Annotated in this window: 13 protein-coding genes; 10 read left to right on the top strand and 3 right to left on the bottom strand. The window is 66.0% G+C overall.

The features are described from left to right. Position 1: 1 nt before the first annotated feature. A complete protein-coding gene (locus A9977_RS32865; RefSeq protein ID WP_183029030.1) occupies positions 2–940 on the bottom strand; it encodes a LysR family transcriptional regulator in 939 nt (312 codons plus the stop codon). A gap of 278 nt (positions 941–1,218) precedes the next feature. Between A9977_RS32865 and A9977_RS32860 the strand changes: the two genes are divergently transcribed. Then, entirely contained in the window at positions 1,219–1,569 is a 351-nt protein-coding gene (locus tag A9977_RS32860) for an alpha/beta hydrolase (RefSeq protein ID WP_183029029.1), read from the top strand. 90 nt (positions 1,570–1,659) lie between these two features. Here the strand turns inward: A9977_RS32860 and A9977_RS32855 are convergent, their stop codons facing one another. Continuing rightward, positions 1,660–2,796 (bottom strand): magnesium transporter CorA family protein, encoded by a 1,137-nt coding sequence (locus tag A9977_RS32855; protein WP_183029028.1) that lies wholly within the window; start codon positions 2,794–2,796, stop codon positions 1,660–1,662. Between the two features lie 20 nt (positions 2,797–2,816). Then, entirely contained in the window at positions 2,817–3,824 is a 1,008-nt protein-coding gene (gene hemB / locus A9977_RS32850) for a porphobilinogen synthase (protein ID WP_183029027.1), read from the bottom strand. Positions 3,825–4,241: 417 nt separating this feature from the next. Here hemB and A9977_RS32845 point away from each other — a divergent pair, with 417 nt between their 5' ends. The 9 genes from A9977_RS32845 to tuf all read left to right on the top strand — a co-directional run. Further along, positions 4,242–4,670 carry a CopD family protein gene (locus A9977_RS32845; RefSeq protein ID WP_183029026.1) on the top strand — a complete coding sequence of 143 codons (429 nt, stop codon included), beginning with the start codon at positions 4,242–4,244 and terminating at the stop codon, positions 4,668–4,670. Positions 4,671–4,701: 31 nt separating this feature from the next. Next, positions 4,702–5,814: a VanZ family protein gene (locus A9977_RS32840; RefSeq protein WP_183029025.1), complete on the top strand. Its 1,113-nt coding sequence runs from the start codon at positions 4,702–4,704 to the stop codon at positions 5,812–5,814. A gap of 9 nt (positions 5,815–5,823) precedes the next feature. After that, complete coding sequence (locus tag A9977_RS32835; RefSeq protein WP_183029024.1) at positions 5,824–6,195, top strand: ferredoxin; 372 nt, start codon at positions 5,824–5,826, stop codon at positions 6,193–6,195. Positions 6,196–6,209: 14 nt separating this feature from the next. Next, entirely contained in the window at positions 6,210–6,845 is a 636-nt protein-coding gene (locus A9977_RS32830; protein WP_183029023.1) for an alpha/beta hydrolase, read from the top strand. A 16-nt stretch (positions 6,846–6,861) separates the two neighbouring features. Then, positions 6,862–8,031, top strand: coding sequence for a D-alanyl-D-alanine carboxypeptidase family protein (locus tag A9977_RS32825; RefSeq protein ID WP_183029022.1), 1,170 nt, complete (start codon positions 6,862–6,864; stop codon positions 8,029–8,031). Between the two features lie 142 nt (positions 8,032–8,173). Then, positions 8,174–8,551 carry a 30S ribosomal protein S12 gene (rpsL, locus tag A9977_RS32820; RefSeq protein WP_013543948.1) on the top strand — a complete coding sequence of 126 codons (378 nt, stop codon included), beginning with the start codon at positions 8,174–8,176 and terminating at the stop codon, positions 8,549–8,551. Positions 8,552–8,701: 150 nt separating this feature from the next. Continuing rightward, positions 8,702–9,175 (top strand): 30S ribosomal protein S7, encoded by a 474-nt coding sequence (gene rpsG, locus A9977_RS32815; RefSeq protein ID WP_007829591.1) that lies wholly within the window; start codon positions 8,702–8,704, stop codon positions 9,173–9,175. An 86-nt stretch (positions 9,176–9,261) separates the two neighbouring features. Beyond that, complete coding sequence (gene fusA, locus A9977_RS32810) at positions 9,262–11,361, top strand: elongation factor G (RefSeq protein ID WP_183029021.1); 2,100 nt, start codon at positions 9,262–9,264, stop codon at positions 11,359–11,361. Positions 11,362–11,502: 141 nt separating this feature from the next. Beyond that, a partial coding sequence (tuf, locus tag A9977_RS32805) for an elongation factor Tu (protein ID WP_183029020.1) occupies positions 11,503–12,431 on the top strand: 929 nt, incomplete at its 3' end.

Genomic DNA, 12,431 nt, shown 5'->3' with positions numbered 1-12,431 from the left:
ATCAGGTCGCCGCGACGGCCTTGGCTTTCGCCTTGGCCTTGGCGTCGGTCTTGGCGCGGGTGCCGATGCGGGTCTGCAGGAAGTCGACCAGCGCCCGCAGCGCCGCGCTGTTGTGGCGGCGCTGGAGGTAGGCGGCCGACAGCCACATGTCGACGCGCACATAGTCCTGCAGCACCGGCACCAGTTCGCCGCGGTCGAGGTAGGGCTGCACCAGCAGCGCGGGCATGTAGGTCACGCCGAAGCCCTGCAGCGCCACCTCGATCAGCGGCGCCCCTTCGGTCGAGTCCATGCGGCTCTTCACATGCACGTCCAGCGGCTTGCCGTCGACCTCGAAGCGCCACTGCGGATGCGGGCCCAGGCGCGAATGCGTGAGCGTGTCGTGGGTGGCCAGCTCCGAGGGATGCTCGGGCTTGCCGTGCTTCTTCCAGTAGATCGGCGAGGCGCAGACCACCAGCGGCATCTGCAGCAGCTTGCGCACGATCAGGTTGTCGTCCTCGATCGGGCCGAAGCGCAGCGCCAGGTCGACCGCTTCCTCGGCCATGTCGACCGTGCGGTTGGTCAGGTGCAGGCTGATGCTGACCTCGGGGTAGTAGCCCATGAACTGCGCCAGCAGCAGCGGCAGGTCGCCCTGGCCCATGCCGTGCGGGGCGGTGATGCGCAGCCGCCCGGTGGGCCGGCTCGCATGCTCCTGCAGTTCGGCCTGGGTGAGGGCCACCATTTCCATCACCGGCTTGCTGCGCTCGAGCAGCAGGGCGCCGGCGTCGGTGAGGCTGACCGAACGCGTCGAGCGGTTCAGGAGGCGCACGCCGAAGCGCGATTCGAGCTCGGCCACGTACTTGCTGACCGTGGCCTTGGACATGTCCAGGCGCTTGGCGGCACCCGAGAAGCTGCCGAGTGCAGCGACCTCGCGAAAGGTCTTGAGTAGGTCTAGGCTGTCCATGGTCTTCCGTGTTGGGGCCGGGGAGGGCAAGAGTGCTGTGAAAAACGATACAAAGCCCCGGGTAGAGGCCCGGGAATGCCCCATTGTTTCGTTTTCGTGAACACCGTGGTTCCGTTTCCTGCGGGTTTACCCCATATTTTCGCAGCACAATTCATCCCACGGGCCAGCCTTCCAAGCAAGCCCGAGTGAACAGGGCCTCGAGGGTGCCGCGCGTCATTCAGGACCGCCACCACTCCCGACCGGTTCGATAGCTCTCTTGAACACTGAAGGAAATGAAAATGAAGACCACCCAAATCATCGCTGCTGCTGCCCTGTCGTTCATCGCCGTTGCCGGCGCCCACGCTGAAAACTACCAAGGCGTGCAACAAGTCAACTCGGTGAACAGCCGCGCCACCATCGAAGCGCAAGGCGTCGCCGCTGCGCACGCTCCGAACCAGAACGTGACCAACGGTTCGCGCGTCACGCCGGCCCTGGTCTCGTCGACCAGCCGTGCTGCCGTCGCCGAGCAAGCCGTCGCTGCCGCCCACGCACCGAACCAGAACCTGGATCGCAAGGCTTTCGTGAACAGCACCATCCCCGCTGCCTACACGAACGGTTCGCTGGCCCGCACCAACCAGGCCGGCCTCTGATCCACGGCCGCCCGAGCGGCGGTTGAGATCGAATCCGGAAGAACCGGGCGATGCGCAAGCGTCGTCCGGTTTTTTCATGGGCGCCCGGTTTCAGCGCCCGGTGCGCGCGAGGTAGCGCTTGCGCCAGAACACGACCACCAGCGACAGCGCGATCACGCCCATCGAGGCCATCGCGATCCAGAAGCCGTCGGCCTTGTGCACCAGCGGGATGAACTCGAAGTTCATGCCGAAGATGCCGGCGATCAGGTTCAGCGGCAGGAAGATGGCGGTCAGCACCGTCAGCACCCGCATGATGTCGTTGGCCCGGTGGCTCTGCACGCTGAAGTGCATCTGCACTGCGGTCTCGGCGTTCTGCTCGAGCCGGCGCACGTGGTGCACCACGCGCTCGATGTGCTCGAGCACGTCGCGGCTGCGCACCATGAGCAGTTCGCGCTCGCGCAGTTCGGGCGCGGTGTCGGGCGTCGGCAGCGTTTCCATGGCGTCGATCCAGTCCTGCACCGCGGCGCGCTGGTCCTCGCAGATCTCGTCCAGGTGGTGCAGCGACTGGCGCGCTTCCATCAGCGCGCTCCAGTTGGTGAAGCGGCTTTTCGGGTCGATCAGCTCGGCCTGCCAATGGTCGAGCTGCCGCGTGAGTTCGCGGCGCAGGTCGAGGTAGGCGTCGACGATCTGGTTGACCACGCGCAGCATCAGGTCGGCCGGGCTGGTGGGCACGCGGGCGCTGGTGGCGCGCACGTCGAGCGCCGGCGCCGTGCCCTCGGGCCGGTCGTTGCGCGCCGCGGCCAGCAGCTTGGCGGCATAGGCGTCGCGCACCGCGCCGTCGTCCGGATGCACCGAGAGCAGCACGCGGTCGAACACCGCGAAGCCCACCGGCCGGGTGTCGACGCGCCGCAGCACCGGCGGCCCGCCGCGCGCCAGCCGCGGCTCGCCCTCGGCCCGGGGCGCCGCGGCGCCGGCCGCCAGGCGCCGGAACACCAGCACGTCGTAGAGGGAGGTGTAGTCGTAGTGCGAGGGCAGCTGGTCATTGAGCAGGTCGCTCACGTGCAGGTCGACCAGCTGGGTGCCGCACAGCGACTGGAGGATGCCCTGCACCTGGGCCAGCGAGGCACGGAATTCCTCGCGCGTGAGCGAGATCCAGAGGTAGCCCAGGCGGCAGGCGCCCGGCAGGGCGAGCGGTGCCAGCGCGTCGTGCTCCTCGACCTGGGAACCGGTGATCTCGAAGAGGCGCATGCCGGGCCGGGGGGGCGGACTCAGCGCTGCTGCTGGAGCAGCCGGGCCGCGTCGAGCGCGAAATAGGTGAGCACGCCGTCGGCACCGGCGCGCTTGAAGGCCAGCAGGCTCTCCAGCACCACGGCGTCGTGGTCGAGCCAGCCGTTCTGGGCCGCCGCCTTGAGCATCGCGTACTCGCCGCTCACCTGGTAGGCGAAGGTGGGCACGCGGAACTCGTCCTTCACCCGGCGCACGATGTCCAGGTAGGGCATGCCGGGCTTGACCATCACCATGTCGGCGCCTTCGGCGATGTCCAGGCCGACCTCGCGCAGCGCCTCGTCGCTGTTGCCCGGGTCCATCTGGTAGACCTTCTTGTTGCTCTTGCCCAGGTTCGTCGCCGAGCCGACGGCATCGCGGAAGGGGCCGTAGAAGGCGCTCGCGTACTTGGCGCTGTAGGCCATGATCCGCGTGTGGATGTCGCCGTTGGCCTCGAGCGCGGCGCGCACCGCGCCGATGCGGCCGTCCATCATGTCGCTGGGCGCCACGATGTCGACGCCGGCCGCGGCCTGCACCAGCGCCTGCTTGACCAGCACCTCGACGGTGGGGTCGTTGAGCACGTAGCCGTCGTCGTCCAGCAGGCCGTCCTGGCCATGGCTGGTGTAGGGGTCGAGCGCCACGTCGGTCATCACGCCCAGTTCCGGGAAGCGCGACTTGAGCGCGGCCACGACGCGCGGGATCAGGCCCTCGGGATTGAAGGCCTCATCGCCGGCGGGTGTTTTGAGGCCCGCATCGATGACCGGAAACAGCGCCATCACCGGAATGCCGAGCGCCACGCATTGCTCGGCCACGGGCAGCAGCGTGTCGAGGCTGAAGCGCTCGACGCCGGGCATCGAGGCCACCGCATCGCGCTTGCGTTCGCCTTCCTGCACGAAGACGGGATAGATCAGGTCGTAGGAAGTGAGCGCGTGCTCTCGAACCAGGTTCCGTGTGAACGCATCGCGGCGAAGGCGGCGCGGACGGCCGGCGGGGAAGGGGGCATGCAACGTCATGCCGAAAATTGTGCCTGATGTGCCGGCGTATGCCCGAAGCACTCGCGGTAGCCCTTGGACGGCCCCGCGCATGCCTGCAAAGAATTAGTATTTTGGAATTCAGTTCGAACCGTCAATTGTTAAAAAATAATGGTTCACGTGCTTGATACGTTCCTGTCGCTTTGTTAAATTAGCTCCGGGCGGCTTGCCGCTCCCCGCTTTTCCTCCCTGAGCGGGTGCCTTGATGTGTGACAGCAAAAGGGCTTCCCAGCCCGGCGTTCGACGCCGGGCTTTTTTTTAGGCATTTCGGGTTCGCCCCCGGTCGCGCTCACTGCCTGCAGCGCGCCGCACCCCTGCCGGCGGAGCCCGTTCCGCGGTGATCCACGAAAAGAGCGCGCTTCCCGGCGCCGGCTTTGGGCTCCTACTAAACTGCCCGCCATGCTCTGGATCAAGTCGCTGCACATCGTTTTCATCGCCAGCTGGTTCGCCGGCCTCTTCTATCTGCCGCGCATCTTCGTCAACCTGGCGATGGTGCCGCCCGGCTCGGAGGCCGAACGCGCGCGCTTGCTGCTCATGGCGCGCAAGCTGATGCGCTTCACCACCTTCCTGGCCGTGCCGGCGCTGGTCTTCGGCGTCTGGCTCTGGATGGGCTACGGCATCGGCCGCGGCCCGGGCAATGGCTGGATGCACGCCAAGCTGGCGCTGGTGCTGCTGGTGCTCGGCTACCACCATGGCTGCGGCGTGCTGCTGCGCAAGTTCGTGGCTGGCGCGCCGATGCGCAGCCACCGCTGGTACCGCTTCTTCAACGAGGTGCCGGTGCTGCTGCTGCTGGCCATCGTGGTGCTGGTGGTCGTCAAGCCCTTCTGAGGCTCGGCGCACCGTTCCGGCCGCCTGCACGGTGAACGCCTCGCACAAGTCCACCGCCTTGCCGCTGACGCTGGCGTATGCGGCGCTGATCGTCTACGCCAGCCTCTACCCTTTCACGGACTGGCGCGACCAGGGCCTGGCACCCTGGTCCTACCTCTCGGCGCCCTGGCCGCGCTACTGGACCGGCTTCGATCTCGGGATCAACGTGGCGGGCTACGTGCCCTTCGGCTTCCTGGCCGCGCTGGCGGTGCTGCGCACGCAGGCGGGCGCGGGCGTGCTGCAGGCGGTGCTGCGCGCCACCCTGGCCGGCGCCGCGATCGCCTTCGCCATGGAGACGCTGCAGAGCTACCTGCCGATGCGCATTCCCTCCAACCTCGACCTGGGCCTGAACGCGCTGGGCGCGCTGATCGGCTCGATGCTGGCGGCGGGGCTCGAGCGCCTGGGCGCGGTCGCCCACTGGGGCCGCGCGCGATCGCAGTGGTTCGTCGACGATGCGCGCTACGGGCTGGTGCTGCTGGCGCTGTGGCCCGTGGCCCTGCTGTTCCCGGCGGCGGTGCCCTTCGGCCTCGGCCAGGTCTTCGAGCGGCTGGAGAACGCGATCGCCGAATGGCTGGTCGACACCCCCTTCCTCGACTGGATGCCGCTGCGCGAGTTCGAGCTGCAGCCGCTGGTGCCCGGCATCGAGCTGCTGTGCGTGATGCTGGGGGCGCTGGTGCCGTTCCTGCTGGGCTTCATGGTGACGCGCTCGGTGCCGCGCCGCGCGATGCTGATGGCCGCGCTGCTGTGCGCGGGCCTGGCCGGCAGCGCGCTGTCGGCGGCGCTGAGCTGGGGCCCCGGCCATGCCTGGGCCTGGTTCAGCCTGCCGGTGCAGATCGGCACCGTGGCCGCGGTCGTCTTCGGCCTGCTGCTGCTGGCCGCGCCGCGCCGGCTGTGCGCGGCCCTGCTGCTGATCGCGCTGGTGCTGCAGCTGAGCCTGCTGAACCAGGCGCCCGAGAGCGCCTACTTCGCCCAGACGCTGGCGACCTGGGAGCAGGGGCGCTTCATCCGTTTCCACGGGCTGGTGCAGTGGCTGGGCTGGCTGTGGCCCTTCGCGACACTGGGCTACGTGCTCGTGGCGCTGTCCCGGCGCAGACGCCAAACCTAGAATGGGCCGATGCCCCGTTCCCCGACCCCAGCCGCATCCGCCGCGCCCGTTGCGCCTGGTTATTACGAGCGCCACATCTTCTTCTGTCTCAACGAACGCAAGGGCGGCGAGGACTCCTGTGCCCTGCACGGCGCGCAGCAGGGCTTCGACCATTGCAAGGCCAGCGTCAAGGCGGCCGGCCTGTCCGGTGCCGGCAAGGTGCGGGTCAACAAGGCCGGCTGCCTGGACCGCTGCGCGGGCGGCCCGGTGGCCGTGGTCTACCCCGAAGCCGTCTGGTACACCTTCGTCGACCAGGCCGACATCGACGAGATCGTCGAGTCGCACCTGAAGAACGGCCAGGTGGTCGAGCGCCTGGTGCTGCCGGCCGACGTCGGTCGCTGAGCGGAGGCGCCGTCATGAATTCGCAAACGGAAAAGCTCCGGCTCGAAGGCGCGGCCGGTGTGATCGAGGCCCAGCGCGACCTGCCGGCCGACGGCCAGCCCTCGCGCGGCGTGGCCGTGATCGCGCACCCGCACCCGCTGTTCGGCGGCACCATGGACAACAAGGTGGTGCAGACGCTGGCGCGCGCCTTCGTCGCCAGCGGCTGGACCGCGGTGCGCTTCAACTTCCGCGGCGTCGGCGCCAGCCAGGGCGTGCACGACGAGGGCCGCGGCGAGAGCGAGGACTACCGCGCGGTGGTCGCGCAGCTCGCGCCTTCGGGCCCGCTGGCCGTGGCCGGCTTTTCCTTCGGCGCCTTCGTCGCGATCAATGCATTGCAGGAACTCTGGGCCGAGCGCGAGGTCGCACACCTGACGCTGGTCGGTGCCAGCGTTGCGCGCGTGGTGCCGCCGGTGCTGCCCGAAGGGGCGGTCGAACGTACGTTGATCGTGCATGGCGAAGCCGACGACACCGTCGCGCTCTCGGCCGTGATGGATTGGGCTCGCCCACAGTCACTTCCTGTCACAGTCGTCCCCGGAGGCGGTCATTTCTTTCACGGACAATTGCCGCTCTTGAAAAATCTTGTCGTCCGCCACCTGCGCGCGGACCTGTAGCTGGTCTCCCATTCCCATGAATCGTCTGTCTGTCGCGCTCCGCGCGCTGGTGCTGTTTTTTTCGGCATCCTTCTGCCTGTTGGCCGCGGCGCAAATGCCCGTTCCCCCCGAGGTCGCCGCGCGCAGCTACCTGCTGCTCGACGTCACCGCCAACCAGCTGCTGGCGCAGAAGGACATCGACAGCCCGGTCGAGCCCGCCTCGCTGACCAAGCTGATGTCGGCCTACCTGGTGTTCGACGCGCTCAAGGCCAAGAAGATCTCGCTCACCCAGACGCTGCCGGTCAGCCCGCGCGCCTGGAAGATGCCCGGCTCGCGCATGTTCATCGACCCGAAGATGCAGGTGCCGGTGGAAGACCTGATCAAGGGCCTGATCGTGCAGTCGGGCAACGACGCCACGGTGGCGCTGGCCGAAGGCGTGGGCGGCACGGTCGAGCACTTCGTCCAGCTCATGAACGAGCAGGCCAAGGTGCTGGGCATGAAGAACACCAGCTACAAGAACCCCGAGGGCCTGACGGCGCCGGGCCACACCACGACGGCGCGCGACCTGAGCATCCTGGCCACCCGCCTGATGCACGACTTCCCCGAGTACGTGCAGTACTACGCGATCAAGAAGTACCGCTACCCGGGCACGCCCTCGACCAACGACACCAACCGCAACCTGCTGCTGTTCCGTGACCCGACCGTCGACGGCCTCAAGACCGGCCACACCGACGCGGCCGGCTACTGCATGATCGTCACCGCCAAGCGCGACTTCCCGAACCTCAACGGCGGCCGCCGCCTGCTGTCGATCGTGCTCGGCGCGGCCAGCGAGAACGCGCGCGCCAACGAATCGCAGAAGCTGCTGAACTGGGGCTACACCGCCTTCGACGCGGTCAAGCTGTTCGACGCCGACCAGCCCGCGGCCACGCCAGCGGTCTGGAAGGGCAAGGCGAACACGCTCAAGCTGGGCCGCCCGGAAGCCATCGTGGTCTCGGTGCCCGCGGGCTCGGCGAGCAAGATCAAGACCCAGGTCGCGCGCCCCGAACCGCTGGTCGCGCCCTTCACCAAGAACCAGCAGGTCGGCACGCTCAAGGTCACGCTGGGCGACGAGCCCGTGGCCGAGGTGCCGCTGGTGGCGCTCGAGGCGGTCGAGCAGGCCGGCATCCTGGGCCGGGCCTGGGACGCCGTCCGCCTCTGGATCAAGTAACAGGGCTGGTCAAGCAGCCAGCCTGACTGCTATACTCGCGGGCTTTTCGGAAATTTCCGAAGGGTTTCACGTTTTCGTCAATTCCCGGCTTCCCATGTCACGGTGGGGTCCAAGGTCGGGATGTTTTGGGATTCATTCATTCATGCCAACCATCAATCAACTGGTGCGTCAGGGTCGAACGGTCGAGAAGATCAATTCGAAGAGCCCTGCCATGCAGAACTCGCCGCAACGTCGCGGTGTCTGCACCCGCGTCTACACCACGACGCCCAAGAAGCCCAACTCGGCGCTTCGTAAAGTTGCCAAGGTCCGCCTGACCAACGGCTTCGAAGTCATCTCCTACATCGGCGGCGAAGGCCACAACCTGCAGGAACACAGCGTCGTGCTGGTTCGCGGCGGTCGTGTCAAGGACTTGCCCGGTGTCCGCTATCACATCGTGCGCGGTTCGCTCGACTTGCAAGGCGTGAAAGACCGCAAGCAGTCGCGTTCCAAGTACGGCGCGAAGCGTCCCAAGAAGGCTTAAGCCTTCCTGTCGTCAGAAAACAAGCGGTGTTCGGTTGCCTTGGCGGGCACATCGAACGAAGTGACCCAATGTCGGGTCGAGTAAGTGAGAGTTCGAACTGGCTCTCGCGGTACCGGAAACGGTGCCAACTGAAGCAAAGAGGTTGAAAAAATGCCACGTCGTCGCGAAGTCCCCAAACGTGAAATCCTGCCGGATCCCAAGTACGGCAATGTCGAGCTGTCGAAGTTCATGAACGTGATCATGGAAGGCGGCAAGAAGGCTGTTGCCGAGCGCATCATTTACGGTGCCCTCGACTTCATCGAGAAGAAGAACCCGGACAAGGACCCCCTCGAAGCGTTCACCGTTGCCATCAACAACGTGAAGCCGATGGTCGAAGTGAAGTCGCGCCGCGTGGGCGGTGCGAACTATCAAGTGCCGGTCGAAGTCCGCCCTGTCCGTCGCCTCGCCCTGTCGATGCGCTGGATCAAGGAAGCCGCTCGCAAGCGCGGTGAGAAGTCGATGGCCCTGCGCCTGGCCAACGAACTGATGGAAGCCACGGAAGGCCGTGGCGGTGCCATGAAGAAGCGTGACGAAGTGCACCGCATGGCAGAAGCCAACCGGGCCTTCAGCCACTTCCGCTTCTAAGGCCTTTCCCCCTCAAATCAGACTGGCTGGAAGCCCGACTCACCATGTGGTGGGCGGGCTTTCATCCGTTAACGGAGTAAATTTTCATGGCACGCAAGACCCCCATCGAGCGCTACCGCAACATCGGTATCTCCGCGCACATCGACGCTGGCAAGACCACGACGACCGAGCGCATCCTGTTCTACACCGGTGTGAACCACAAGATCGGTGAAGTGCATGACGGCGCCGCCACCATGGACTGGATGGAGCAAGAGCAGGAGCGTGGCATCACGATCACCTCCGCCGCCACGACCTGCTTCTGGAAGGGCATGGCCGGCAAGTTCGACGAACACCGCATCAACATCATCGACACCCCCGGCCACGTGGACTTCACCATTGAAGTCGAGCGCTCGATGCGCGTGCTGGACGGCGCCGTGATGGTGTACGACGCCGTCGGCGGCGTGCAGCCCCAGTCGGAAACCGTCTGGCGCCAGGCCAACAAGTACAAGGTGCCCCGTCTCGCGTTCGTCAACAAGATGGACCGTACCGGCGCCGACTTCCTGCGCGTGCGCCAGATGATGGTGGACCGCCTGAAGGCCAACCCCGTCGTGATCCAGATCCCGATCGGTGCCGAAGACCACTTCCAGGGCATCGTCGACCTCGTGAAGATGAAGGCGATCATCTGGGACGAAGACAAGGGCGTGACCTTCAAGTACGAAGAGATCCCCGCGAACCTGGCTGCCGTCTGCGCCGAGTACCGCGAGAAGCTGGTCGAAGCGGCTGCCGAAGCCAGCGAAGAGCTGATGAACAAGTACCTCGAAGGCGGCGAGCTGAGCGAGGTGGAAATCAAGGCTGCCATCCGTCAGCGCACCATCGCCGGCGAGATCCAGCCGATGCTGTGCGGTTCGGCCTTCAAGAACAAGGGCGTGCAGGCCATGCTCGACGCGGTCATCGAATACATGCCCGCACCGACCGACATCCCGCCCGTCAACGGCCTGGATGAAGACGAAGCGCCCGTGGTCCGCAAGGCCGACGACAGCGAGAAGTTCTCGGCCCTGGCATTCAAGCTGATGACCGACCCGTTCGTGGGCCAGCTGACCTTCGTGCGCGTCTACTCGGGCGTGCTGAGCAAGGGCGACAGCGTCTACAACCCGGTGCGCGGCAAGAAGGAACGCATCGGCCGGATCGTGCAGATGCACGCCAACAACCGTGAAGAAGTCAGCGAAATCCGCGCCGGCGACATCGCCGCCTGCGTGGGCCTGAAGGAAGTGACCACGGGCGAAACCCTGTGCGATCCGACGGCCATCGTGACGCTCGAGCGCATGGTGTTCCCGGAATCGGTGATCTCGCAGGCCGTCGAGCCGAAGACCAAGGCCGACCAGGAAAAGATGGGCATCGCCCTGCAACGCCTGGCTCAGGAAGATCCTTCGTTCCGCGTGAAGACCGACGAAGAGTCGGGCCAGACCATCATCGCCGGCATGGGCGAGCTGCATCTGGAAATCATCGTGGACCGGATGAAGCGCGAATTCGGCGTGGAAGCCAACGTGGGCAAGCCGCAGGTGGCCTACCGCGAAACCATCCGCAAGACGGTCGAAGATGCCGAAGGCAAGTTCGTGCGCCAGTCGGGCGGCAAGGGCCAGTACGGCCACGTGATCCTGAAGGTCGAACCGCAAGAGCCGGGCAAGGGCTTCGAGTTCGTCGACGCGATCAAGGGCGGTGTGGTTCCTCGCGAATACATCCCCGCGGTCGAAAAGGGCGTCATCGAAGCGCTGGGCCAGGGCGTGCTCGCCGGCTACCCGGTGGTCGACGTCAAGGTCACGCTGCATTTCGGTTCGTACCACGACGTGGACTCGAACGAAATGGCTTTCAAGATGGCCGCGATCTTCGGTTTCAAGGAAGGCTGCCGCAAGGCCAGCCCGGTGATCCTGGAGCCGATGATGGCCGTGGAAGTCGAGACCCCGGAAGACTACGCCGGCAACGTGATGGGCGACCTGTCCTCGCGTCGCGGCATGGTCCAGGGCATGGAAGACATGATGGGTGGCGGCAAGGCCATCAAGGCCGAAGTGCCGCTGTCGGAAATGTTCGGCTACTCGACCACGCTGCGCTCGATGTCGCAAGGCCGCGCCACGTACACGATGGAGTTCAAGCACTACGCCGAAGCTCCCCGTAACGTCGCCGAAGCCATCGTGGCCGCTCGCGCCAAGTAAGTTCTGAAGAATGCAGGGCCACGCAGTGCGTGGCCCTCTTTGTCTGCGATCCGGTGCCGCCACGTTCCCGTGCGAGGCGAATCCGCAATCGGGTGCAGACATAAAACCAATACACGGGAATGCTCTTTCAAGGATTGAAAAATGGCAAAAGGTAAGTTCACCCGCACCAAGCCCCACGTCAACGTGGGCACGATCGGTCACGTCGACCATGGCAAGACCACGCTGACCGCTGCGATCGCAACGGTGCTGTCGGCCAAGTTCGGCGGCGAAGCCAAGGCCTACGACCAGATCGACGCGGCGCCCGAAGAAAAGGCACGCGGCATCACGATCAACACCGCGCACGTCGAGTACGAAACGGCCAACCGCCACTACGCACACGTCGACTGCCCCGGTCACGCCGACTACGTGAAGAACATGATCACCGGCGCCGCCCAGATGGACGGCGCGATCCTGGTGTGCTCGGCTGCCGACGGCCCGATGCCCCAGACCCGTGAACACATCCTGCTGGCTCGCCAGGTGGGCGTGGGCTACATCATCGTGTTCCTGAACAAGTGCGACATGGTCGACGACGCCGAGCTGCTCGAGTTGGTCGAGATGGAAGTGCGCGAGCTGCTGGACAAGTACGACTTCCCGGGCGACGCCACCCCCATCATCCACGGCTCGGCCAAGCTCGCCCTCGAAGGCGACAAGGGCAAGCTGGGCGAAGAAGCCATCATGAAGCTGGCCGAAGCGCTGGACACGTACATCCCGACGCCCGAGCGCGCCGTGGACGGCACGTTCCTGATGCCCGTGGAAGACGTGTTCTCGATCTCGGGTCGCGGCACCGTGGTGACCGGCGCCGTCGAACGTGGCGTGATCAAGGTCGGTGAAGAAATCGAGATCGTCGGCATCCGCCCGACCGTCAAGACCACCTGCACCGGCGTGGAAATGTTCCGCAAGCTGCTGGACCAAGGTCAAGCGGGCGACAACGTGGGCGTGCTGCTGCGCGGCACGAAGCGCGAAGAAGTCGAGCGCGGCCAAGTGCTGTGCAAGCCGGGTTCGATCAAGCCGCACACGCACTTCACGGCTGA

The organism is Variovorax sp. UMC13, assembly GCF_014170375.1.
Taxonomy (GTDB): domain Bacteria; phylum Pseudomonadota; class Gammaproteobacteria; order Burkholderiales; family Burkholderiaceae_C; genus Variovorax.
The sequence above is the reverse complement of the archived record's forward strand: the minus strand, read 5'-3'. Positions and strand labels throughout refer to the sequence as shown.